The sequence below is a fragment of the Blastochloris sulfoviridis genome (assembly GCF_008630065.1).
Taxonomy (GTDB): Bacteria; Pseudomonadota; Alphaproteobacteria; order Rhizobiales; family Xanthobacteraceae; genus Blastochloris; species Blastochloris sulfoviridis.
On sequence record NZ_VWPL01000024.1, the window covers coordinates 19,132 to 41,882 of the forward strand.

Here is a 22,751-nt window from a genome sequence, read left to right on the forward strand (position 1 = left end):
GGCCGTGTCATACCGCGGCGTCCTGCACCGCCCCCTCCGCCGGCTCCCAGCCCTCGGGGCCGAGCCGCTGCTGCGGCAGGAAGCGGCGCTTGTAGTCCATCTTGCGCGAGCCATCGACCCAATAGCCGAGATAGACGTAGGGCAGGCCCAGCGCGCGCGCCTTGGCGACGTGGTCGAGGATGATGAAGCTGCCGAGCGAGCGGCCGGTCTCGGTCGGATCGTAGAACGAATAGACCATCGACAGGCCGTCCGAGAGCACGTCGGTCAGGCACACGCCGAGCAGCCGGCCGGTGCCGCGGCCGTGGATCGCCGTGTCCGGGCCGCGCCGGCGGTATTCGATCAGCCGCGTGCGCACGTGGCTGTCCTCGATCATCATGGCGTAGTCGAGCACGCTCATGTCGGCCATGCCGCCATTGGCGTGGCGGGCGTCGAGATAGGTGCGAAACAGCGAATACTGCTCTGCCGTCGGCACCGACGCCCGCACGTCGCCGACCACGTCGGCATTGCGCCGGCTGATGCGCCGCTGGCTCGCCGAGGGCACGAACCCCTCCACCACCACCCGCACCGACACGCAGGCGCGGCAATGCTCGCAGGCCGGCCGGTAGGCGATGGATTGCGAGCGGCGAAACCCGCCATGGGTCAGCATGTCGTTGAGCGCGGCAGCCCGCTCGCCGACGAGGTGGGTGAAGACCTTGCGCTCCTCCTTGCCCGGCAGATACGGGCAGGCGGTGGGCGCCGTGAGATAGAATTGCGGGGTGTCACGGGGCTGCTGAGTCACGGCGTTACCGATATCGCGTCGCCGCTCCTGGCGTGGCGGACGACCGCCGCCCGGGAGCGGTCCACTAGCATGCCCAAGCGCCCGGCAAGGTCAAACGGTTCGTGGGGGCGAACCCAACGGCAGCGAAGGCTCGTCGTTGGTTCCCGCTCGCGGGTCGTCAACGCCCGGCTCGCCTACTCCGCCGCAAGCGGCAGGGCGCCCGCGGCGAGGTGGCGGGAGGCGGAAAGCACCTCCAGGGCGACGATGCGGCCGTCCTTGTCGAAATCCAGCACCACGCCCGGCGCCACCTCCTCCGACTCCACCACCTTCGCCTCGGCGAAGCGCACATAGAGCGCATCGGTGTCCTTGTCGTAGAGCGTCTTCATCGGCGTCGGCCCCGGTCGAAGAAAGCGGCGGATACTTTCGACGAGTCCAAATGATTCCATCTCCAAGCGACCACGTTCTATTTCGTACCACCACGTCGGCTTCCGCATATAAATTTATCATCCTCGAGAACTGGCGGTCCCGCAGTCGGATCAACTATTTGCTTGTGAAATCTATTTGGCTGGACGATCTTCGCTTCCGCTTTCATTTTGAAAAATTATACCCACGCACCCCCCGCATGCATCAGGAGAATATCTATACTTGTAGACGTCACGATCGCCCCCTGGCAAAATTTTGCCGAATCAGAAGAGAGGGAGACCATGGAACTGGCTGCGAGGCTCCTAGAATTACAGAAGAGAACAATTGAGCACCGCGAGGTTTTACTTACAGAAGAAGCCGCAAAGACGGCTCTTGTTATGCCCTTCCTACAATCTTTGGGTTACGACGTATTTAATCCATCCGAAGTTAAGCCAGAGTTCACCGCTGATATTGGCACAAAAAAGGGTGAAAAAGTTGATTATGCGATATGCAATTCTGGTAAGGTTACAATATTAATTGAATGCAAGCCATCATCAACAGAACTAAACATCAATCACGCAGGCCAATTGTTTAGGTATTTCAGCGTCACGGACGCGAGGCTTGCGATTTTAACGAATGGAGTAAATTACCAATTCTATTCTGACGTGGAGAAGCCAAATAAAATGGACGAGCGTCCATTCTTCACGTTCACAATGGACGCAATTAAACCAACAGACGCAAAGACGCTGGAGAAATTTGCGAAGGCAACGTTCGATATCGAGAAGATTGTCCAAGAGGCAGGGAATCTTAAGATACAATCTTTGCTACGTAAGGAGATCGAGAAAGAGTTCGCAGAACCGTCGGAGGAACTAGCGAGAATGTTGGCTTACCGCGTCCACGAAGGGCGCATGACGCCAGCAGTGAAAGACAACATCGCTCGAATGCTGGGACCTACGATTGCGACGATCATCAGAGATCTTGTGAATGAGCGGCTATCGTCCGCCTTGAATGCGTCCGCGCCGGCACCAATCGAAGCAGTCGACCTTTCCGCGCCAGATGAAGCCGAAGAAAGCGTCATCACCACCCAGGAAGAAATGTCTGGATTTCATATTGTGCAAGCGATCGCAGCGAAGTTCGTCGACCCGAAGAGGGTAATAATTCGTGACGCAAAATCTTACTGTGCAATTCTACTTGACGACAATAACCGCAAAACAATAGCACGCCTTCACTTCAACGCTATCACAACCAAGCACTTTGGAACGTTCTCAGGCAAAGAAGAGCAACGTCACCTGATATCCGAACTGACCCAGATCTATCAATTTGCTCCGCAGATCGAGGCTCGGCTTCGGGAATTGGATGACAAGATTCCAAAGGCATCCTAACCCAGCACCAAGTCGAAATCATCTGCGCCGCGTTTTATCGTTAGTGGCGACCCCGGCAGGGCTCGAACCTGCGACCCACAGCTTAGAAGGCTGTTGCTCTATCCAGCTGAGCTACGGGGCCGTTAGGGACAACTCCAGCATCTGGCGCGTCGATCCGCAATCCAGGTGCCGGCCGTCATCCCGCATGCGGCATACGCCGATCATCTCGTACAGACGTTCGCAGATCACATCGCGACAAGACACGCCACGATAGATCAAATCTCCATTCCGGGGCCGATTGTCCCCGGAAATCCCGGCCCGGACGCCGGATCTTCGCAGGTCATACCACGCAGGTCAGACCACACCGGCCCGAAACCGGTCTGCCATCGCGCCGCGCGTTCAGTGGGTCCACGCCCCGACGCGCTGGAAGGCGAAATTGTCGGAATAGGACACCTTGCGGCGGGCGGGCTCGTTCGGCTCGGACACCTGGAACGGGATGCCGCTCCGCTGGCAGTAAGATACCGCTTCCTCGCGCGTGGCGAAGCGCAGCTTCACCTGCGGCTGGGTGTCGCTGCTCGCCGTCCAGCCCATCAGCGGCTCGATCGCCCGCGTCTCGGGCATGAACTCGACCAGCCAGTCCCGGCTCTTGGCCCGGCCCGACTGCATGGCCGTGCGGGCCGGCCTGTAGATGCGTGCAACCATGCTTCATCCTCGCCAACGATGCCCGGCCGGCCAGCCCGTGCTCCCAAGAAGCGGCCGCGCCGAAAAACCGAACCGGATGACCGGATTTTCACCGACCGGACCGCGAAACGCCAGCCCACAGGGCTGGATTTTCCATCACATGATCAGCCGTTTGGTCGGGGCGGCCGGACTCGAACCGACAACCTGGAGCACCCAAAGCTCCCGCTCTACCACTTGAGCCACGCCCCGAGCACCCCGGGCGCCGCCACCGCGGCCCATTCCGGATACACGTGCCGCCGGCCCACGGCAAGGACTGAACCGAGGCGCGCGCGCCCGAACCGCAGGCGCCGGCGGCCTCACCGCCCGATCAGCCGATGGGCCACCTGATCCCCCGCCGCGATGCCAAGCGCCCTGGCGGTGCCGGCCGGCAGCTCCAGCACGAAACGCACCGGCTCGCCGGAGGAGATCGTCGCCGTCGACAGCGGCGTGGCACGCTCCGCGACGCGGGCGATCCGCCCGTCCGACCGGATGAACACCATGTCGAGCGAGACATAGGTGTTCTGCATCCACATCGCCACGTCGCGCTCGGCCCCGAAGTCGAACAGCATGCCGCGCCCGGCCGGCAGCGAGCGCCGGTACATCAGCCCGCGCGCCCGTTGCGCTTCGTCGACCGCCAGCTCGACATCGAAGCTGCGCACGCCGCCGCGGGTGGCGATCTCCAGCGCCTCCGGCCCGCCGAACCGCACCGGCGGCACGTCGGCCGGCAGATCGATCGCCGGAGATCCGATCCCTGGCGATCCGATCCCTTTTGCCGAATCGGCAAGCCCCGGCCCTGCCGGCGCCAGCGCGAACAGAACGGCCAGCGCCGCCACCAGCATGACCGCCAGCAGCGCGTTCAGCCGCCCGCGCCGAGCCGCGGTCGTGTCATCGAGCATTCGCCGCATCAGGCTCGCCATCGCCCGCGCCGTCAGTGCGAGGCCACCCCGCCGCTGACCGGCCCTTCGGGGCGGATCTCGGCGGCCATCAGGCCCTTGGGACCGGGCCCGAACCGCACCATCACCGTCTGGCCCGGCCGCAGCTCGGCCATGCCGTAGCGGCGCAGGGTCTCCATATGGATGAAGATGTCGGGCGTGCCCTCGCCGCGGCTGAGGAAGCCGAAGCCGCGCAGCCGGTTGAACCATTTCACATAGGCGCGCTCGAACCCCGAGGTGGGCGCGACCGACACGTGGGTGCGCGCCACCGGAAGCTGCGCCGGGTGCACGGCGGTCGACCGGTCCATCGAGCGGATGCGCAGCGCCTGGAAGCCCTTGGCGCGCGGCACCGCCTCCACCACCACCCGCGCCCCCTCGTGCGCGGTCTGGTAGCCGTCGCGCCGCAGGCAGGTGACATGGAGAAGAACGTCCGGAGATCCGTCATCCGGCACGATGAAGCCGTAGCCCTTGGCCACATCGAACCACTTAATGTAACCGGACACCTCGACGAGGCTTTCGAGCCGCTCTTCGCGCTCCTCGCCCGCTTCTGGTCCGACCCCGAACTTGGGATCCATCACCGACCTCTTGACGCCGCCGCTGTTATCGCCGCAGAAGCCCCCGCGGCACACGATTCTCAACTTGTTCGGGAGGATAGCATCGCCATCCGCCGCGAAAACAACAAAGTATGAGCACCGGGCGCTTTCCTGGGCAGTGTTGCTCAACATCCACGGTTTGAAATTACAGGGTTTTTCGGAACGGCAACGGTGCGAAAAGCCCCCAGCCTGCAATAATTGCCCGGCCGCCCGACGACACGCCACAAAATAACAAGGTCTCGCGGCCGCAACCTCGCAGATGCGAAATGTGTTCGTTCGGCTGCATTTTGAGGCCGAGCTCCGTTCGGACTGCGGCCCGACGGCCTGAACGGCCAAAACCGACTCCGTTTGCCGCGGAAACCCGCCCGGCCGCCACTGCGGTGAGGCGCAGGGCACGGCGGGGTGCGGATGCGGCGGGGTGGGGGGCGCCGCGAAACCCGAACTCGGACACCAAGGCCGCCCGGCCGGAAACCGTATCAGACCTTGGCCGGCAGGCGGTCTTCGCCATGGTGGACGTAGTACATGTGGTTGAACTGGCTGCCCTGCTCGTATCTCTTGAACAGTCGGGTGTCGGCCTTGTTCAGCACGACGCCGAGCAGGCGGTCGTAGACTTCCGGCTTGGCCTGCAGGTGGCGGTGGACGAGATCGGCCTTGGTGCGTCCCCATTCGACGACGAACACGAAGGACTCGATCATCGCGGCGATCGCCCGCACGTCGACCACCGGCGCCAGCGGCGGCAGGTCGACGATGATGTAGTCGTAGCGCTGGCGCAATTGCTCCAGCAGCCTGCGGAAGGCCTCCGACGACACGATCTCGTCGCTGTGCACGAGGCCGCCATCGACCACCGACGGCAGAAGGGCGAGCCCGGTGACGGCGTCGATGCAGACGGCGCGGTCGAGCTGCGCCGGGTCGGCCAGAACCTCCAGCAGGCCGACCTCGGGGGCGGTCGTGAGGCTGCGGCCGAGCGAGGGCTTGCGCAGATCGGCGTCGATCAGGATGGCGCGCTTGCCGGCGTGGGCCATCAGCCCGGCCAGATTGCAGGCGACGGTGGACTTGCCCTCGCCCGGCAGCGTCGAGGTGACGCCGATGATCCTGTTGCCGGTGCTCGCCTTGCGGATGTCGGCGACGATCTTGATGGCGCGGAAGCCTTCGGCCGCCGCCGACAGCGGCTGCTCGACCACATAGCGCAGCACCGCCTCGTTGAGCATCGTCCCGCCCGCCAGCGGCGGCGCACAGCCCGGCGGTTCTGGCGTGTCCCGGCGCGTCGGCCGCCCGGTCCACTTGACCGGCAGGCCCGAAAAGACGTTCGAGGCGGCCTCGGCGTCCTCCCCCATCAGCGGCAGCACCGACAGGCACGGCGCCTGCAGCTTCTCCTCGACCTGGCGCGCGGTGCGGAACGTGCCGTCCGTGGTCTCGCGCAGCAGCGCCACCCCGAGGGCGAGGATGAAGCCGATCGCCCCGCCGAGACCCATCACCTGCCCGGCGATCGGCGAACTCTTGAAGGAGGGCGGCGTGGCCGGATTGATCACCCGCGCCTCGGTGATCGGGAAGGATTGCTGCTGCATCGCCTCCAGGTAGCGCTGCAGGAAGGTGTCGTAGATCGCGCGCGACACCTTGGCGCCGCTCTCCAGGTCGCCCAGCCCGATTCGGTCGCGATAGGTGCTCTGGCTTTCGCTGACCAGTTCGGCAAGGCGACGTTCGAGCGCCTCCTCCCGCGCCTTGGCGATCTCGAACTCGCTGCGATAGCTCGCGGCGATGCGGTTGAGCTCGTCGCTCATCGAGCGCAGGAGCTCGTCCATCTGGGTGCGCAGATTGACGGCCGCGAGATGGTTGGAGCCGTACTGCACGGACCAGCTCGCCTCTCGCGCGGCCATGTCGAGATACCGGGTGCGCAGGCGGTTGATGATCTCGTTCTTCAGCGTGTCCGCCACGGTGGCGTCGCGGACGTCCTGCTTGAGCACGTCCTCGATCCGGTCCAGCCGCGCCTTGGCCTCGGCGGTGGCGCCGCGCGTCGCCATGAGCTGGGAGTTGAGCTCGGAGAGCTGCTGGTCACCGATCAGCCGGCCGGACGCCGCGCCCGGACCGCTGACCGAGACGTTGCCGTAATCGATGATCTTGTTCTTTTCCTTGTATTCGAATACCGCAAGGTCGGCGTCCGCGGCCTGTGCCCGAAGCTCCTTGATGCGTCCCTGCAGCCAAGTGCTGGCGCGCCGGGTCACCTGGTATTTCGTCTCAAGCTCATTGTCGATATAGGCTTCGGCAATGGCATTGGCGATGTTGGCGGCGTGGACCGGGTCCGACGACTGATAGGACACCTCAAGTATATAGGTCTTTCCCACGCGCGTTATTTTGCGGCGCGACAGGAACCCGCCGAGAACGGCCTTCGTGCTCAGCGGTTCCGGGGCGGCATTCGACCTGAACAGCGAGAACAGCTTCGCCAGCGGGTTGACGGCAGCCCTTGCCCTGCCATCCAGTTCGGGATCCTCCATCAGGTTCTGCGCCCTGATGACCGCCAGCCCGATGGTGTCGGATCGCAGAACCTCGACCTGGGTGTCGACCTGAACGGTATCGAGCGGCCCGTCGCCCAGCGGCGATCCGGGAACCTGAAGGTCGCGAACCTTGCCCCGGTCGATCATCAACATCGCCGTGGCCGTGTATTGCGGCGGCGTGACGCTCAGATAGGCGATGGCGGCGGCCAGCGCGCAGGCCACGCCGATGGCGAAGATCCAGTATTGCCGGCCGAAAAAGCCCTTCGCCCACTCGATCAGGTCCGCAACCGAGATCGGGCTCATGCTCTCGTCGGCCGGCGTCCGATCGAACCGCTCGTCGCCGGTCATGTGAGGGTTGATGTTCATCGTCGCCTTCAGCCCAGTTGTCGCAACGCTGCAGCCTCGCTCAAGCCGCCGAGGCGGCGCGGCCCTGCCGCCTGTCGGCCGCGGCTTGAGGCGGGGCCAAAGCCAAATCCGCCGCCGGGCCGATGAAGATCGGCACAAGAGACCAAGCCTCGAACCACGGTGGCGGAAAGCCTGTCCGCGCAACATCGACGAGGAAGACGCCGAGCGCCGGCAGCGCTGTCATGACCAGAATTGATGTGATCTCAAAGTGACATTGCAGATATGCGACAAAGAGCGTACCGTTTGACGTGATTTCCGGCACACTCGACACAAAAAGACACGCAATCAATAATATTAAAGCTACAGATGCGGTCGATCTGGCATCAAGACGCCAGAAATAACGCCATGAACATTGCATGATACGCCCGACCAGCACGAGTCATCTCCACATTTCACTTGAGGGAATGTGGCGTGACCATTCAATATAATTGCTTTTATCTATCCAGCTTGTTCAACATACACCATTCTATGTGAAGGAAATATGAGAGCTGCTGTGGCAGCAACCATTGAGTGTTTAATTCTTCTTAAAGATGTATTTGCGTCATAAGTCAGCTTGGCCGGCTGCCGCCCCACGTCAGCCGGTTTTGAGACATCGCCGCCGGAATGCCCGTCAATCCGCTCGCCGGACTCGTCATTCGGCGTCCGACCGATCCCGCAGGGATCCCGGAAACCGCATCAAAGCGGCTTGAACACCATCACCGGGATCGCCACGAACAGCGGCACGCAGGCGACGACGCCCCAGACGAGCCAGCGGCGATTGTCGCGCCAATAGGACTCCGGGATGGGGCCGCCAGCGGCGAAGGCGCGGGCGGCGCGCGCCATGCGGATCTGCGCCGGCACCAGGACCGCCGCCCAGACCGCGCCCGATGACAGGAACAGGACCTGCCCCCACAGCGGCCAGCCCGGCGCGAACGGGTGGAGGCCGCGCGCCAGCGCCGCCCCGACGCCGCCGACATAGACCAGCACGATGCCGGAGGCGGTGAACACGAAATCGGTGATGGTGACCAGGCGCTGGCTGAAGGCGATGACCGCCGGATCGCCGGTGCGGTTGGCGAACACCTTCCAGAACGCGGTGATGGTGACGTTGCCGACCAGCAGCACCACGCCGACAAGGTGCACGGTCTTCAGGACTTCGAACAGCATGGGCGGCAGCACCAACCGTCAACCGGGACCCGGGAACCGGCAGCGGCGCCCGCCGCCGTGCCGGTCTTGCGGCTGCCCTGCCCGCCTGGAACCGAACGACTCGATGCCCAGCCTCACCGCAATCCCGCTCCGCGCAACCTCGTCCACGCCAGGGGTATAGGGCACTTCGCGGCCCGGCGCACCCGCCGGCCGGCCGCCCCATGGCCGCACGCAGCGAATGCGACTCCCGAACAACGGCTTCCGGCGTTTTCCAGACTCGATCTGTCAACAAGCCCGCCGGTGATTCTCCCTGTCAGCAAACCCGGCCAAGCCTGCCCGGATCCTATTCTACAATCTGCGGAAAAACGTTCAAAATCAACGTGTTCTGCGCGCAGACTGACGCGCCGGCGAGCCGAATTTCCGGCTGCTTCACACAAGTTCTTCACGCAGGCCCTTCACGCAAGTTCGAGCGCACGCAGGAACGCCTCGCGCTCGCGCGGCGGCGGCAGGCCGCGCGGCTCGTAGACGCGGCGGCTGAGGAAATGGCCGGTGAGCGCGAAGCCGGCGGCGATGTCGGCCGGCGACGGCACCTCTTCACCGCCGAGCAGGAACGCCGGCAGCACCAGCAGCCGGTCGGCCCAGGGCGCGCCGGCCGCGCGCGAGGCGGCGCAGCCGGTCTTGGGCGACACGAAGGCAAGGTCGGCGCGCACGCCCGTCAGCGCACAGGCGCCGAGGTCGAGGCCGAAGCCGAGGTCGGCCAGCACCCCAAGCTCGAAGCGCACCAGGAGTGCCGCCGCCAGCAGCGGCTCGGTCAGCCGCCCCGCCACCCGCTCGGCCGCCGCGTGCAGGCCGGGGTGCGGATCGCGCTCGGGCAGCAGCCGCAGCAGCGAGGCCAGATGCTGCAGCCCGAAGGTCGAGGCCGGCGTGGCGATCAGCGCCGCCGCCCGCAGCACCTGCCCCTCGACCAAATAGGTGCCCAGATGCTCGTCGAGCCGCGCCCGCCAGGTGGCGACCACCGTGTTGCCGGGCTGCAGCACGCCCGCGAGGCTGCGCGAGCGCCCGCCCCGCACCAGGCCGAGATGGCGGCCATGCGCCGCGGTCATCAGTTCGAGGATGATCGCGGCCTCGCCGTGCCGGCGGCTGCCGATGACCAGTCCCTCGTCCGTCCAATCCATCGCCGTCTCAATTCGCGCCAAACGGGCCGACAGGCCCGGACTTCGCAGTCCAGTTGCTGAAAAACCCTTCCGCCACCAGGGATTTTGAGCGAGTCTGGAATCTCTGTCTCATACGGCTTCCGGCCTGCAGGGCCGGAGAACCGTATGCCAGTCACCGAAAAATCCCTTCCGGATCAAGGATTTTTCGGCGATCCCGTTTCCGGGATCCCGAAGGGATCATCCGGAAACCGTATCAGGATGGCGCGGCCCGCCGCGCCAAAACAGCGGAGGCTGCGCCATTGGCCGAAACCGTTGATCCAAACCGTTGGTTCAAGCCATTGGCATGGATGCAGCTTTGGGCCGCATCCGGGTTTCTACGCCCGGCGCGATTGACCCAAAGCAAAGCGAAAGGATCTGTTTTTAATCATTCTAATTGTCGCTCGCACCGCCCCCGCGATGCCAGCTCCCGAAACGGAGAGGTGCCATGAAGAGCAATCCGCAGAGCAATCCGCAGAGCAAACAGATGAGCAACCCGCAGGGCGAACAGCAGCGCAGCGCGCCGCGCGACACGAACCGTGACATGACCCGCGTCCTGCTGACCACAACCCTGCTGGCCACCACCATTCTGGCCTTCGCCGGCCTGCCCGCCTTCGCCGACGACGCGGCGCTGCAGAAGGAGGCCGCAGGCTACTTCAAGCCGATCCCGTCGATGGTTCCGGCCGTCAAGGACAATGCGGTGACCCGCGACAAGGTCGAGCTCGGCAAGATGCTGTTCTTCGATCCGCGCCTGTCGGCCTCCCAGCTCATCAGCTGCAACACCTGCCACAACCTGTCGATGGGCGGCGACGACAATCTGGAGACCTCGATCGGCCATGGCTGGGCCAAGGGCCCGCGCAACGCGCCGACCGTGCTCAACGCCGTGTTCAACATCGCCCAGTTCTGGGATGGGCGGGCCGGCGACCTGAAGACCCAGGCCAAGGGGCCGATCCAGGCCGGCGTCGAGATGAACAACACGCCCAAGGTGGTCGAGGAGACGCTGAAAAGCATTCCCGACTACGTCGGGAAGTTCAAGGCGGCCTTCCCCAACGAGGCCGAGCCGGTGACCTTCGACAATCTCGCCCGGGCCATCGAGGCGTTCGAGGCCACGCTGATCACGCCCGGCTCGCGCTTCGACCAGTTCCTGGAGGGCAAGCTCGACGCCCTCAACGCCACCGAGAAGACCGGCCTCAAGCTGTTCATGGACAAGGGCTGCGTCGCCTGCCACAGCGGCGTCAATGTCGGCGGCGAGGCCTATTTTCCGTTCGGCGTGGTCGAGAAGCCGGGCGCCGACATCCTGCCGGCCAATGACCGCGGCCGCTTCGAGGTGACCAAGACCGCCGACGCCGACTACGTGTTCCGCGCCGGCCCGTTGCGCAACATCGCCCTCTCCGCCCCCTACTTCCACTCCGGCAAGGTGTGGGACCTCAAGCAGGCGGTGGCGATCATGGCGACGAGCCAGCTCGGCGCCAAGCTCAGCGACAAGGAGATCGAGGCGATCACCGCCTTCCTCGGCACGCTGACCGGCGAGCAGCCGCGGGTCGAACTGCCGGTCCTGCCGGTAAGCACCGACAAGACGCCGCTGCCGAAGTGAGGCGGCCACGTCGTCCCGGGGCGACTTAGTCCGAAGCGTCATCCCGGGCGAGGCGCCAGCCGAGAGCCGGGATCGTCAGAATGGGCCTCGTCATCCCGGGCGAGCGAAGCGAGACCCGGGATCGTCAGCGGGACAAGACACCCCTTCCGGAGCACGATCCCGGGTCGCGCGGCTTCGCCGCTTGCCCGGGACGACAGCCCGGGTCTCGTCATCCCGGGCGAGGCGCCACCCCGCCGTCGTTCCCGGCGAGCGCACCATAGGTGCGCGAGGGAAGGGAACCCATCTGACCACAGGCGGGACGCCACCCTGCGGCGCAGGATGGGTCCCCTTCCCGAGCATCGCTGCCGCGATGCTCGCCGGGGACGACCACGGTCCGGCTTCGGCCCTTGCCCGGGACGACGGCCTGGTCACTCCCGCGGGAAGTCGAGCCCCATCTCGCGGTAGCGCTCGGGGTCGTCGCTCCAGTTCTCGCGCACCTTGACGAACAGGAACAGGTGCACCTTGGCCTCGACCGCCTCCTCGATCTCCTTGCGGGCGGCCATCGAGATCGCCTTGATGGTCTCCCCGCCCTTGCCGAGCACGATCTTCCGCTGGCTCTCGCGCTCGACGAAGATGGTTTGCTCGATGCGCGCCGAGCCGTCCGGCCGCGTCTGCCAGGAGGTGGTCTCCACCGTCGACTGGTAGGGCAGCTCCTCGTGCAGGCGCAGCGTCAGCTTCTCGCGGGTGATCTCGGCGGCGAGGCTGCGCAGCGGCGCGTCCGACACCTGGTCCTCGGGGTAATGCCACGGCCCCTCGGGCACGCGCTGGGCCAGCCAGCTTCGCATCTCGTCGATGCCGCTGCCGGTGGTGGCGGACACCATGAAGGTGGCCTCGAACGCCAGCCGCCGGTTGAGCTCGGCCGCCAGATCCAGCAGCCTCGGCTTCTCGGCGACCACGTCGACCTTGGTCAGCACCAGCACCCGCGGCTGCGCCGCGCCGGCAAGCTTGTCCAGGATTGCCTCGATCTCCGGATCGATGCCGCGCCGGGCATCGATGAGCAGGCAGACGAGGTCGGCGTCGGCCGCCCCGCTCCAGGCGGTGGTGACCATGGCGCGGTCGAGCCGGCGCTTCGGCGCGAAGATGCCGGGCGTGTCGGCCAGCACGATCTGCGAAGCGCCCTCCATGGCGATGCCGCGCACCAGGGTGCGGGTGGTCTGCACCTTGTGGGTGACGATCGCCACCTTGGCGCCGACCAGCGCATTGACCAGGGTCGATTTGCCGGCGTTCGGCGCGCCGATCAGGGCGACGAAGCCGCAGCGCGAGGGCTCTACGCCGGGAGGCGTGCCGTCGGTCATTCTGGGTGCCTCATATGGCTTTTGGTTGATCCCCTCGCCTCTTCTTCCCTCTCCCCTTGCGGGAAAGGATGGCGAGGCCGAGCGTTAGAGCATTTTCCGCAAAAGTGGGAACCGGTTTTGCGAAAGAAAAAGCGACAACTCAAAGACTTGGAGCGTCAGCATGATCCAATCGGATCGGTGGACGCTCTAGCGAGGTCGAGCCGGGTGAGGGGTCTCCTCACGCATGGCAAAATATCACCCCTCACCCGCCTCGCGATCTTTCGATCGCTCGGCACCCTACTCCCGCAAGGGGAGAGGGAAGGAAGGCAGCTCCCAACCAACGGATGTTCCGAGGCGACCGTGCGGAAACCGCGTCAGGCATCACTCGGCATCCGGGAGATGACACCCTGCCGGACCAGGAATTCCTCGGCCGCGGACTGCTCGGCCAGCCGCTTGGAGCGGCCGCCGCCCTCGACCCCCGGCAGGCCGGGCAGCTCCACGGCGATGGTGAAGCGCGGCGAATGGTCCGGCCCCACCCGCTCGACCACCCGATAGACCGGCGGCGGCAGGCCGCGCGCCTGCGCCCACTCCTGCAGCGCGGACTTGGGGTCGCGCGCCGGCACCACCGGCGACAGCATCCGCTTCGACCAGTGGCGCTCGATGAACGCCTCGGCCGCGGCGTAGCCGCCATCGAGAAACACCGCGCCGATCACCGATTCGCAGATATTGGCGAGGATCGCCGCCTTGCGCCGGCCGCCGGTCTGCACCTCGCCGGGACCGAGCCGCATGTGCGGGCCGACCTGCCAGTCCTGCGCCACCTCGGCGCACGACTCCTTGCGCACCAGATCGGCGAGCCGCTGCGACAGCTCGCCCTCGTCGGCGTCGGGGAAGGCGCGGTAGAGCATGGTCGAGACGGCAAGCCCGAGCACATGGTCGCCCAGGAACTCCAGGCGCTGGTAGCTGTCGAGCCGGGCCCGGGCGCCGCTCGCCGCGCTGACATGGGTCAGCGCCAGCTCCAGCAGGGAGCGGTCGGCAAACGCATATCCGATGGACGCTTCGAACTGTTCGAGAGGATCGCGCTTCCGGCTCATCGCACCAGCTTGAATATCCGTTCCCAGCGCACCGTCCAGGGCCACTGCCAGACCTGCCAGGCCGACTTGCCCTCCTCGAGCGAAAAGAAGATGACCTCGGCCCGGCCGATCAGATTGTCGAACGGCACCGGCCCCACCGCGCTCTCCACCCGCGAATCGGTGGAATTGTCGCGATTGTCGCCCATCATGAAATAATGGTTGGCCGGCACGACATAGACCTTGGTATTGTCGTAGAAACCGTTCTCGACCATGTCGAGCGTGGTGTAGGACACGCCGTTCGGCAGCGTCTCGCGATAGCGCGGAATGGGCACGCGGCGGCCATCCGCTTCCTCGGAGACGAAATCGTCGATGCGCTCGCGCGGCACGGCGTCGCCATTGATCTGCAGCACGCCGTCGATCATCTGGATGCGGTCGCCCGGCAGGCCGATGATCCGCTTGATGAAATCGGTGTCTTCCTGGCGCGGGTTGCGGAACACCGCGACGTCGCCGCGCTTGGGATCGCTGGCCAAGATGCGGCCCGAGAACAGGTTGGGCGACAGCGGCAGGGAGAAGCGGCTGTAGCCATAGGAGTATTTCGACACGAACAGATAGTCGCCGATCAGCAAAGTTTCCTTCATTGATCCTGAAGGAATGTTGAAGGGCTGAAACAGGATTGTTCGAATGAACAGTGCGATCAGCAGCGCCTGAAACAGGACGCGCACGGTTTCGTTCGTTCCGCCGTTTTTCTTGGCTTCGGTCGACACGTTGATGATCCTGGATCTCGACGCAAGCCGCGTCCCGGCGCTCCTATAGCCGCTGGAGAGGCTGCGGCGCAATCAAGCCAAGGTGTTTCCGGGCGGAATCGCCGAGATGATCACCACGGCGCTGGCCAGCGGATAGTCGTCGGTCAGGGTCAGGTCGATGCGGGCCGCGAAGCCCGGCGGGGTGATGGCCTCCAGCCGCGCCGCCGCGCCGCCGGTGAGCCTCAGCGTCGGCCGCCCGCCCGGCAGATTGACCACCCCCATGTCGCGCCAGAACACCCCGGCCCGGAACCCGGTGCCCAGCGCCTTGGCGCACGCCTCCTTGGCGGCGAACCGCTTGGCGTAGGTGGCGGCCTTGGTCACCCGCCGCTCCGCCGCGGCGCGCTCGACCGGCGTGAAGACGCGCTCGATGAAGCGCTCGCCATGGCGCTCCAGCGTCTTCTCGATGCGGCGGATGTCGACGAGGTCGGAACCGAGGCCGAGGATCATGCCGCTGCTCACGCCACCCGCGCCGCCGCGCGGCCACGCTCCATCGCCGCCCGCAGCGTGCGGATCACCGCCGGAAGCCCCGCAAACAGCGCCTCGCCCATGATGAAATGGCCGGTGTTGAGCTCGACGATCTCGGGGATCGCCGCGATGGTCTCCGAGGTGGCGTAGTCGAGGCCGTGGCCGGCATGGATCTCGATGCCGAGACCCGCGGCCTGCCGGGCGCCGGCCTTGAGGCGGGCGAACTCGGCTTCGGCGTCGGCCGCCTGCCCGGCCAGCACGAAATCGGCCCAGTGGCCGGTGTGGAACTCGACGGCCGGCGCGCCGATCGCCGCCGCCGCCGCGATCTGCGCCGGATCGGGGGCGATGAACAGCGACACCCGGATGCCGGCGGCGACCAGCCGGCCGACATAGGGCGTCAGCGCCGCCCGCCCGCCCGCGGCGTCGAGCCCGCCCTCGGTGGTGCGTTCCTCGCGCCGCTCCGGCACCAGGCAGCAGGCGTGCGGCCGGGTGGCGAGCGCGATCGCCAACATCTCGTCGGTCGCCGCCATCTCGAAATTGAGCGGCGCGCTGATCTCCGCCCTCAGGCGGCGAACGTCGTCGTCGCGGATGTGGCGGCGGTCCTCGCGCAGATGGAACGTGATGCCGTCGGCGCCGGCCGCCAGCACCGCGTGGGCCGCCCGCACCGGATCGGGATGGGCGCCGCCGCGGGCATTCCGCAGCGTGGCGACATGGTCGATATTGACGCCGAGGCGGAGCGGCGGAACGGACACGGAAGCCTCCAATGATGACGACGACGGGATCTCGTCGTCCCGGCCAAGCGGCGCAAGCCGCGCGAGCCGGGACCGTTTTCAAAATGGGGTGTCTTTTCCGGCGGACGATCCCGGGTCTCGCAGCTTCGCTGCTCGCCCGGGACGACGCCTGATCCTTCCTGTCATCCCGGGCAAGGGCCGAAGGCCCGCGACCCGGGATCGCGATCAGGAAGAAGCACCCTTCCTGCCAACGGTCCCGGGTCTCGCTCGCGCTCGCCCGGGACGACGCCGAATAACTCAGCCATTATAGCGTTCGACCGACGACACCACCGACTTGGCCCGCAGATCGGCGATGATGGCGTTGAGGTGCTTGAGGTCGAACACCTCGATGTCGATGGTCACCTCGGTGAAATCGGGCGAGCGGCGCGACATGCGGACATTGTCGATATTGCCGTCGCGCTCGCCGATCACCTGGGCGATCTGGGCGAGCGAGCCCGGCTCGTTGAGCGAGGTCAGCTTCAGCCGGGCCGGGAAGCGGTGGCGTTCCTGGCCGTCGACGTCCCAGCGCACGTCCAGCCAGCGCTCGGGCTCGTCGTCGAACACCTTCAGCGCCGGCGACTGGATCGGATAGATGGTGATCCCCTCCCCCGGCGTCAGGATGCCGACGATGCGGTCGCCCGGCACCGCCCCGCCATCGGGCGCGAAGCGCACCGGCAGGTCGCCATTGATGCCGCGGATGGGGATGGCCGGTCCGGCCGGCGACACCGCGCCGTGGCCGGGCACCTTGAATTTGACGCTGCGCGCGCGCGCCAGCGCGAACCAGCCGGCCTCGGTGATCGGCTCCGGCTGCCGGCGCTGCTGCTGCGGCACGCTGACATCCTCGGTCCACTCGGGGAACACCGCCTTGATCACGTCATTGGCGCGCAGCTCGCCGCGGCCGACCGCCGCCAGCGCATCCTCCAGCGAGGTGCGGGCGAGACGGTGCAGCGAGGCGATGACGCGCGGCTCGTCGAACGGCTTGCCGGCGCGCTCGAACGCCCGCTCGACCAGCTTGCGCCCGAGCCCGGCATATTGCGCGCGGATGGCGGCGCGGGTGGCGCGGCGGATGGCGGCACGCGCCTTGCCGGTGATCACCACCGATTCCCACGCCGCCGGCGGCGTCGCCCCGGTGGCGGTGATGATCTCGACCTCCGAGCCGTTCTGCAGCTCCGACACCAAGGGCGAGATCTTGCCGTCGATCTTGCAGCCCACCGCGGTGTCGCCGATGTCGGTGTGCACGGCATAGGCGAAGTCGATCGGCGTCGCCCGCCTGGGCAGCGCGATCAGCCGGCCCTTGGGGGTGAAGCAGAACACCTGGTCGTGGAACAGTTCGAGCTTGGTGTGCTCCAGGAACTCTTCCGGTGAATCGCCCTCGGCCAGCAGCTCGATGGTGCGGCGCAGCCAGCCATAGGCCTGGGTGTCGCTGGACAGCCGCTCGTAGGCGCTGTTGCCGTCCTTGTAGAGGGCGTGGGCGGCGATGCCGTATTCGGCGACGTCCTGCATGCCGCGGGTGCGGATCTGCAGCTCGACGCGCTGGCGGCCGGGGCCGACCACCGTGGTGTGCAGCGAGCGGTAGCCGTTCTGCTTGGGCGTCGAGATGTAGTCCTTGAACCGGCCGGGCACCATCGGCCAGGTGGTGTGGACGATGCCGAGCGTGCGGTAGCACTCGGCCAGTTCGCCGACGATGACGCGGAAGCCGATGAGGTCGGAGAGCTGCTCAAAGCCGACCGTCTTGCGCTCCATCTTGCGCCAGATCGAATAGGGCCGCTTCTCGCGCCCGGTGACCTCGGCGGTGATGCCGTTGTCGGCGAGCTTCTTGGTGAGCTGCGCCTCGATCTCGGCGATCGCCTGGATGTGGCGCTCGCGCGAGGATTCGAGCCGGCCGACGATGGTGCGGTAGGCCTCGGGCGAAAGCTGGCGGAACGACAGCTCCTCAAGCTCCTCGCGGATCGCCTGCATGCCCATGCGCCCGGCCAGCGGCGCGTAGATCTCCAGCGTCTCCTCGGCGATGCGGTTGCGCTTGACCTCGGGCACGTAGTGCAGCGTGCGCATGTTGTGCAGCCGGTCGGCGAGCTTGACCAGCAGCACCCGCACGTCCTCGGCGATCGCCAGCAGCAGCTTGCGCAGGTTCTCCGCCTGCGCCGCCTGCTTGGAGACCAGGTCGAGCTTCTTGATCTTGGTCAGGCCCTCGACCAGGGCGCCGATCTCGGCGCCGAACAGCTCGTCGATCTCGGCACGGGTGGTGGCGGTGTCCTCGATGGTGTCGTGCAGCAGCGCCGCGACGATGGTGGCGTCGTCGAGTCGCAGATCGGTGAGGATCGCCGCCACTTCCAGCGGGTGCGAGAAATAGGGATCGCCCGAGGCGCGCTTCTGCGTGCCGTGCGCGCGCATCGCATAGACATAGGCGCGGTTGAGCAGGGCCTCGTCGGTATCGGGATTGTATCGGCGAACGCGCTCGACGAGCTCGTATTGCCGCATCATGGACGCAAACCCCAACGCGGTACGGTTGCTGGACTTATCGTCGCAGCTCGGCCGCGACGCAAGGCACAAGACGGGCGGATGCCGCCCCAAACGCAAAGCGGCCCCGCTCGGGGCCGCCAGCAGGCTTCGGACGGCTTCCGGCTGATCCCTTCGGGACACCGGAAACGATCCCGCCGAAAATCCCTGTTCGGAAACGGGATTTTTGACGACAGGAACACGGTTCTCGGGCGCGATCGGCCGCAAACCGTATCAGGCGGACGGGACAGGGCGCGGCGGCCTCACTCGCGCTCGTCGTCGTCGTTGTTCTGGGGCGGCACCAGCCCTTCCAGCCCGCGCAGCAGATCCTCTTCGGTCATGCGGTCCATCGCCACGTCGGAATCGTCGGACTCCATGCCGGCGGTGCCGGCGATCAGCGGCACGGCCTCGGCCTCGGGCTCGTCGACCTCGGTGAACTTCTGGAGCGAGTGGATCAGCTCCTCCTTGAGGTCGCCCGGCATGATCTGCTGGTCGGCGATCTCGCGCAGCGCCACCACCGGGTTCTTGTCATTGTCGCGGCTGACCAGGATCGGCGCACCGGCCGAGACCATGCGGGCGCGGTGGCTGGCGAGCAGGACCAGCTCGAAACGGTTCTCGACCTTGTCGACGCAATCTTCGACGGTGACGCGAGCCATCGGTCGTCACTCCACATTCTTCGGCGTTTGGATGATACGTGTCGCGTACACGAAACAGTCGCGGCATGCAAGAAGCGCATCCAACCCTGCGGCAAACCGCTTTGCAGAGGGCGGAACTCCTGCTACGCATAATTTCCGGTTTCATGCGCGAACAATAGTATCGCAATCATGAGGTTATTCGGACATCGATTTCATTCACACGATGTGAAGCCGGCATTGCAAATGTCCGCCTAACCGGTCACCGACGCTGGCCTGGCCAGCGGAACATGTTGTTGCAGAGCACAAATCCGGGTCAAGCCCACCTTGGCCGAAAGGAAGTAAGAGTATGACCGCTTCAGCCGAAAAAATTGCTTTATTCATCGATGGCGCCAATCTGTACGCAACGGCCAAGTCGCTCGGCTTCGATATCGACTATAAGCGACTGCTGAAAGAGTTTCAGGGCCGCGGCTATGTCCTCCGAGCGTTTTATTATACCGCCCTGATCGAAGACCAAGAATATTCTTCGATCCGCCCGCTGCTCGATTGGCTCGACTACAATGGCTACACGGTGGTCACCAAGCCCACCAAGGAGTTCGTCGACCAGTCCGGCCGCCGAAAGGTCAAGGGCAACATGGACATCGAGCTCGCGGTCGATGCCATGGAGCTCGCCGAGCATCTCGATCACATGGTTTTGTTCTCCGGCGACGGCGACTTCCGGTCGCTGGTGGAAGCGGTGCAGCGGCGCGGCGTGCGTGTGTCGGTTGTATCGACCGTCTCCACCCAGCCGCCGATGGTGGCCGACGAATTGCGCCGCCAGGCCGACGAGTTCGTCGACCTCGCGACGCTGGCCACCAAGATCGGCCGCGACCCGGCCGAGCGGGCCGCCCGCCAGGGCGACCACACGCCGAACTTCCTGCGCCGCCCGGTGACCCCGGCGACGGCTGACGACGACATCTGACGATGCTCGCGACGCCGGAGCCGGAGCGGGCGTGCGCCTTGTGCCCCCGGCTGGCCAGCTTTCGCACCGGCAACCGCGCCGCCTGGCCGGACTGGTACAACGCGCCCGTGCCATCGTTCGGGCGCGCCGACGCGCGGCTGCTGGTGGTCGGCCTCGCGCCTGGGCTGAAGGGCGCCAACCGCACCGGCCGGCCGTTCACCGGCGACTATGCCGGCGACCTGCTCTACGCCACCCTGCTCGAGTTCGGACTGGCCGAGGGCACCTATGGCGCGCGCCCCGACGACGGGCTGGCGCTCAAAGAGACGCGAATCACCAACGCCGTGCGCTGCGTGCCGCCGGAGAACAAGCCGACCGGCGGCGAGATCGCCACCTGCCGCCCGTTCCTGGCCGCGCTGATGGACGCCATGCCGCAGCTTCAGGCCGTGGTCGCGCTGGGGCGCATCGCCCACGACACCACGCTGACCGCGCTCGGCGCCCGCCCGGCCTGGCACCCGTTCGGCCACGGCGCCGCCCACGCGGTGGGGCGGGTGACGATCTTCGACAGCTATCACTGCTCCCGCTACAATACGAACACCGGCCGGCTGACGCCGCAGATGTTCCGCGCGGTGTTTTCCGCGGTGCGCGCCCACCTCGAGCGCGCCGGCGCCGCGGTGGCCTGAGCAGAAAGTTTCCGGGCCAACACCACACTGGAGCATTTTCCGCGCAAGTGGATACCGGTTGCGCGAAAGAAAATGCGACAAACCAGAAACTTGGAGCGTGGTCCGATCTGATGCAGTCAGATCGGATCACGCTCTAACGGCTCCCGGCCAGTTTCTGGTTTCGAGCTTCGCCCTCGAAGCCCCCTGCCCCCGACCCCTCCCCACCATTCACTGCGTTCATGGGGGGAGGGGAGAAGAGGCATCCCGCTTCTCCCCTCCCCCCGCGAGCTTCGCGAGCGGTGGGGAGGGGTCGGGGGTGGGGGGTGCGCAGAACGCCCCGCGCGCGTCGTCTGCATGCAGCCGCCCGCGGCAGCGCACACGCTTGCGTGTGCGTGATCTTTCCGTCGTCATCCACGTTGATAACGCGCTGCATGTCGCGGCACCCTCCCCCGGAGACTGCCATGATCAGACGCGAGATCGACAGACGCGATGCCCTGAAGGCCCTGGTGGCGATGACGGCGGCCGGCTTCGCCGGCCACAGCGGCCTTGCCTTCGCCCAGCCCACGGCGTCGGGCGGGCCGTTCACGCTGCCGCCGCTGGGCTATGACTACGCTGCGCTCGAACCCCATATCGACGCGCAGACCATGATGATCCACCACCAGCGCCACCACGGCGCCTATGTCGCCAACGCCAATGCGCTGGCCGCCAAATATCCCGCGCTCGGCGCAAGGCCCATCGAGCAGACGCTGGCCGACCTCGGCTCCGTGCCGGACTCGATCCGCACCGGCGTGCGCAACAATCTCGGCGGCCACTGGAACCACAGCTTCTTCTGGGACTTGATGCGTCCCGGCGGCGCCAGGGAGCCCACCGGCCCGCTCAAGGCGGCGATCGACGCCGACCTCGGCGGCCTGACCCAGATGCGCGACCAGCTCGACGCCGCGGGGCTCGGCCGGTTCGGCTCAGGCTGGGCGTGGCTGATCGTCGACAAGGACAAGAAGCTGCGGATCCTCTCCACCCCCAACCAGGACAGCCCGCTGATGGACGGCCAGTCCGGCATCGTGCTCGGCGTCGATGTGTGGGAACATGCCTACTATCTGAAGTATCAGAATCGCCGAAAGGACTACCTCACCGCCTGGTGGAACACCGTCAACTGGGACACCGCAGGGGCGAACTACCGCCGAGCGGCGGCGTAACGCGACACGGGACCGGACGGCGCGCTGTCGCTTCATTCCGGTCGATCCGAGCGTCCGGCCCGGCACCGCCGGACCGGGCGTTCCACGGGACACCCCGGTCCCGAACCGAAGAAGGACCACATGCACGACACCTCCCGCGCTCCGCAGCCCGCCGACTCCAGCAAGCCCGCCGACGACGCCTTCAAGCCAGAAGACGCCTTCAAGCCCGTCATCGACGCCGTGTGCGTCTATTGCGGCTCGTCGGACGGCAGCGCGCCGGTGTTCGTCGAGACCGCGCGCACGTTCGGCCGGCTTCTCGCCGAGCACGGCATCCGCCTCGTCTATGGCGGCGGCAGCATGGGGCTGATGGGCACGGTGGCGCACGCCGTGGCCGACGCCGGCGGCCGGGTGACCGGCATCATTCCGCGCTTCCTGGTCGAGCGCGAATTCGCCTTCGAACACGCCGAGGAGATGATCGTCACCGACGACATGCACGAGCGCAAGCGGCTGATGTTCGAGCGCGCCGACGCCTTCGTCGCGCTGCCCGGCGGCATCGGCACGCTGGAGGAACTGGTCGAGCAGTTGACGTGGGCCCAGCTCGGCCGCCACCGCAAGCCGATCCTCATGGCCAATGTCGACGGCTTCTGGGATCCGCTGCTGGCGCTGCTCGACCACATGCGCACAAATGCGTTCATCCGCCCGCAATGGGAGGTGCGGCCGCTGGTGGCCGCGCACGTCCACGACATCATCCCGATGCTGCGCGCCGCCGCCCGCCCGCCGCTCGTCGCCGAGGAGCGCGAGATCGCCCGGCAGATGTGAGGCGCCCGGCGCAATACGCTGCCGTTACGCTATCGTTCTTGCGCCCT

The 22,751-nt window shown here is 66.3% G+C and carries 22 protein-coding genes and 2 tRNA genes; 6 read left to right on the forward strand and 18 right to left on the reverse strand.

Translation table 11 applies throughout. From position 1 onward, the window contains the following. Positions 1-7: 7 nt before the first annotated feature. Together F1193_RS12645 and F1193_RS12650 are read right to left on the reverse strand one after the other, a co-directional pair. The gene (locus tag F1193_RS12645) at positions 8-778 is read right to left on the reverse strand and encodes an arginyltransferase (RefSeq protein WP_150098173.1); all 771 of its coding nucleotides are present in this window, start codon (positions 776-778) and stop codon (positions 8-10) included. 173 nt (positions 779-951) lie between these two features. Then, positions 952-1,143 carry a DUF2283 domain-containing protein gene (locus F1193_RS12650; RefSeq protein ID WP_150098174.1) on the reverse strand — a complete coding sequence of 64 codons (192 nt, stop codon included), beginning with the start codon at positions 1,141-1,143 and terminating at the stop codon, positions 952-954. Between the two features lie 318 nt (positions 1,144-1,461). Between F1193_RS12650 and F1193_RS12655 the strand changes: the two genes are divergently transcribed. Then, complete coding sequence (locus tag F1193_RS12655) at positions 1,462-2,541, forward strand: type I restriction endonuclease (RefSeq protein WP_150098175.1); 1,080 nt, start codon at positions 1,462-1,464, stop codon at positions 2,539-2,541. A 44-nt stretch (positions 2,542-2,585) separates the two neighbouring features. Here F1193_RS12655 and F1193_RS12660 read toward each other — a convergent pair. From F1193_RS12660 to recO, 9 genes are all read right to left on the reverse strand, one after another. Continuing rightward, positions 2,586-2,662 (reverse strand) — tRNA-Arg (locus F1193_RS12660). A gap of 257 nt (positions 2,663-2,919) precedes the next feature. Further along, positions 2,920-3,222 (reverse strand): ETC complex I subunit, encoded by a 303-nt coding sequence (locus F1193_RS12665; protein ID WP_150098176.1) that lies wholly within the window; start codon positions 3,220-3,222, stop codon positions 2,920-2,922. Between the two features lie 152 nt (positions 3,223-3,374). Then, positions 3,375-3,450: transfer RNA gene (locus F1193_RS12670), tRNA-Pro, on the reverse strand. A gap of 107 nt (positions 3,451-3,557) precedes the next feature. Further along, on the reverse strand, positions 3,558-4,136 hold the full coding sequence (locus tag F1193_RS12675; protein WP_246164371.1) for a DUF192 domain-containing protein: 579 nt from the start codon (positions 4,134-4,136) through the stop codon (positions 3,558-3,560). Positions 4,137-4,168: 32 nt separating this feature from the next. Further along, entirely contained in the window at positions 4,169-4,747 is a 579-nt protein-coding gene (locus F1193_RS12680) for a cold-shock protein (protein WP_150098177.1), read from the reverse strand. Positions 4,748-5,241: 494 nt separating this feature from the next. Beyond that, positions 5,242-7,620, reverse strand: a complete 2,379-nt coding sequence (locus tag F1193_RS12685) for a polysaccharide biosynthesis tyrosine autokinase (RefSeq protein WP_210247370.1) — start codon at positions 7,618-7,620, stop codon at positions 5,242-5,244. Between the two features lie 40 nt (positions 7,621-7,660). Continuing rightward, complete coding sequence (locus F1193_RS12690; RefSeq protein WP_150098178.1) at positions 7,661-8,035, reverse strand: hypothetical protein; 375 nt, start codon at positions 8,033-8,035, stop codon at positions 7,661-7,663. A gap of 299 nt (positions 8,036-8,334) precedes the next feature. Continuing rightward, positions 8,335-8,802: a DUF2269 family protein gene (locus F1193_RS12695; protein WP_342781820.1), complete on the reverse strand. Its 468-nt coding sequence runs from the start codon at positions 8,800-8,802 to the stop codon at positions 8,335-8,337. Between the two features lie 434 nt (positions 8,803-9,236). Next, positions 9,237-9,956 carry a DNA repair protein RecO gene (gene recO / locus F1193_RS12700; protein ID WP_150098179.1) on the reverse strand — a complete coding sequence of 240 codons (720 nt, stop codon included), beginning with the start codon at positions 9,954-9,956 and terminating at the stop codon, positions 9,237-9,239. A gap of 559 nt (positions 9,957-10,515) precedes the next feature. Here recO and F1193_RS12705 point away from each other — a divergent pair. Then, positions 10,516-11,565: a cytochrome-c peroxidase gene (locus F1193_RS12705; RefSeq protein ID WP_150098200.1), complete on the forward strand. Its 1,050-nt coding sequence runs from the start codon at positions 10,516-10,518 to the stop codon at positions 11,563-11,565. 407 nt (positions 11,566-11,972) lie between these two features. Here the strand turns inward: F1193_RS12705 and era are convergent, their stop codons facing one another. The 7 genes from era to rpoZ all read right to left on the reverse strand — a co-directional run bounded on the left by era (position 11,973) and on the right by rpoZ (position 19,138). Further along, positions 11,973-12,899 (reverse strand): GTPase Era, encoded by a 927-nt coding sequence (gene era, locus F1193_RS12710; RefSeq protein WP_150098180.1) that lies wholly within the window; start codon positions 12,897-12,899, stop codon positions 11,973-11,975. Positions 12,900-13,252: 353 nt separating this feature from the next. Continuing rightward, positions 13,253-13,969 (reverse strand): ribonuclease III, encoded by a 717-nt coding sequence (gene rnc, locus F1193_RS12715; RefSeq protein WP_150098181.1) that lies wholly within the window; start codon positions 13,967-13,969, stop codon positions 13,253-13,255. Further along, the gene (gene lepB, locus F1193_RS12720; protein ID WP_150098201.1) at positions 13,966-14,718 is read right to left on the reverse strand and encodes a signal peptidase I; all 753 of its coding nucleotides are present in this window, start codon (positions 14,716-14,718) and stop codon (positions 13,966-13,968) included. The genes rnc and lepB overlap by 4 nt, the downstream gene beginning before the upstream one ends. 66 nt (positions 14,719-14,784) lie before the next feature. Then, positions 14,785-15,198, reverse strand: coding sequence for a holo-ACP synthase (gene acpS / locus F1193_RS12725; protein WP_150098182.1), 414 nt, complete (start codon positions 15,196-15,198; stop codon positions 14,785-14,787). 8 nt (positions 15,199-15,206) lie between these two features. Continuing rightward, positions 15,207-15,968: a pyridoxine 5'-phosphate synthase gene (locus F1193_RS12730; protein ID WP_150098183.1), complete on the reverse strand. Its 762-nt coding sequence runs from the start codon at positions 15,966-15,968 to the stop codon at positions 15,207-15,209. Positions 15,969-16,244: 276 nt separating this feature from the next. Then, positions 16,245-18,467 (reverse strand): RelA/SpoT family protein, encoded by a 2,223-nt coding sequence (locus F1193_RS12735; protein WP_150098184.1) that lies wholly within the window; start codon positions 18,465-18,467, stop codon positions 16,245-16,247. Positions 18,468-18,745: 278 nt separating this feature from the next. Then, complete coding sequence (gene rpoZ / locus F1193_RS12740; RefSeq protein ID WP_150098185.1) at positions 18,746-19,138, reverse strand: DNA-directed RNA polymerase subunit omega; 393 nt, start codon at positions 19,136-19,138, stop codon at positions 18,746-18,748. Positions 19,139-19,463: 325 nt separating this feature from the next. Here rpoZ and F1193_RS12745 point away from each other — a divergent pair, with 325 nt between their 5' ends. The 4 genes from F1193_RS12745 to F1193_RS12760 all read left to right on the forward strand — a co-directional run bounded on the left by F1193_RS12745 (position 19,464) and on the right by F1193_RS12760 (position 22,704). Then, entirely contained in the window at positions 19,464-20,075 is a 612-nt protein-coding gene (locus F1193_RS12745) for a LabA-like NYN domain-containing protein (protein WP_150098186.1), read from the forward strand. A gap of 2 nt (positions 20,076-20,077) precedes the next feature. Beyond that, positions 20,078-20,734: a uracil-DNA glycosylase gene (locus F1193_RS12750; protein ID WP_150098187.1), complete on the forward strand. Its 657-nt coding sequence runs from the start codon at positions 20,078-20,080 to the stop codon at positions 20,732-20,734. 440 nt (positions 20,735-21,174) lie between these two features. Further along, entirely contained in the window at positions 21,175-21,906 is a 732-nt protein-coding gene (locus F1193_RS12755; RefSeq protein ID WP_150098188.1) for a superoxide dismutase, read from the forward strand. A 120-nt stretch (positions 21,907-22,026) separates the two neighbouring features. Then, complete coding sequence (locus F1193_RS12760; RefSeq protein WP_150098189.1) at positions 22,027-22,704, forward strand: LOG family protein; 678 nt, start codon at positions 22,027-22,029, stop codon at positions 22,702-22,704. The last annotated feature ends 47 nt before the right edge of the window (positions 22,705-22,751 follow it).

Excerpts from the sequence above, each read along its gene's own strand:
- F1193_RS12685 (WP_210247370.1), bottom strand. The coding sequence starts at position 7,620 with ATGAACATCAACCCTCACATGACCGGCGACGAGCGGTTCGATCGGACG.
- rnc (WP_150098181.1), bottom strand. The coding sequence starts at position 13,969 with ATGAGCCGGAAGCGCGATCCTCTCGAACAGTTCGAAGCGTCCATCGGA.
- F1193_RS12650 (WP_150098174.1), bottom strand. The coding sequence starts at position 1,143 with ATGAAGACGCTCTACGACAAGGACACCGATGCGCTCTATGTGCGCTTC.
- F1193_RS12755 (WP_150098188.1), top strand. The coding sequence starts at position 21,175 with ATGATCAGACGCGAGATCGACAGACGCGATGCCCTGAAGGCCCTGGTG.
- F1193_RS12695 (WP_342781820.1), bottom strand. The coding sequence starts at position 8,802 with ATGCTGTTCGAAGTCCTGAAGACCGTGCACCTTGTCGGCGTGGTGCTG.
- F1193_RS12735 (WP_150098184.1), bottom strand. The coding sequence starts at position 18,467 with ATGATGCGGCAATACGAGCTCGTCGAGCGCGTTCGCCGATACAATCCC.
- F1193_RS12750 (WP_150098187.1), top strand. The coding sequence starts at position 20,078 with ATGCTCGCGACGCCGGAGCCGGAGCGGGCGTGCGCCTTGTGCCCCCGG.
- F1193_RS12675 (WP_246164371.1), bottom strand. The coding sequence starts at position 4,136 with ATGCTCGATGACACGACCGCGGCTCGGCGCGGGCGGCTGAACGCGCTG.
- F1193_RS12655 (WP_150098175.1), top strand. The coding sequence starts at position 1,462 with ATGGAACTGGCTGCGAGGCTCCTAGAATTACAGAAGAGAACAATTGAG.
- F1193_RS12760 (WP_150098189.1), top strand. The coding sequence starts at position 22,027 with ATGCACGACACCTCCCGCGCTCCGCAGCCCGCCGACTCCAGCAAGCCC.
- recO (WP_150098179.1), bottom strand. The coding sequence starts at position 9,956 with ATGGATTGGACGGACGAGGGACTGGTCATCGGCAGCCGCCGGCACGGC.
- F1193_RS12745 (WP_150098186.1), top strand. The coding sequence starts at position 19,464 with ATGACCGCTTCAGCCGAAAAAATTGCTTTATTCATCGATGGCGCCAAT.
- era (WP_150098180.1), bottom strand. The coding sequence starts at position 12,899 with ATGACCGACGGCACGCCTCCCGGCGTAGAGCCCTCGCGCTGCGGCTTC.
- F1193_RS12705 (WP_150098200.1), top strand. The coding sequence starts at position 10,516 with ATGACCCGCGTCCTGCTGACCACAACCCTGCTGGCCACCACCATTCTG.
- rpoZ (WP_150098185.1), bottom strand. The coding sequence starts at position 19,138 with ATGGCTCGCGTCACCGTCGAAGATTGCGTCGACAAGGTCGAGAACCGT.
- acpS (WP_150098182.1), bottom strand. The coding sequence starts at position 15,198 with ATGATCCTCGGCCTCGGTTCCGACCTCGTCGACATCCGCCGCATCGAG.
- F1193_RS12680 (WP_150098177.1), bottom strand. The coding sequence starts at position 4,747 with ATGGATCCCAAGTTCGGGGTCGGACCAGAAGCGGGCGAGGAGCGCGAA.
- F1193_RS12665 (WP_150098176.1), bottom strand. The coding sequence starts at position 3,222 with ATGGTTGCACGCATCTACAGGCCGGCCCGCACGGCCATGCAGTCGGGC.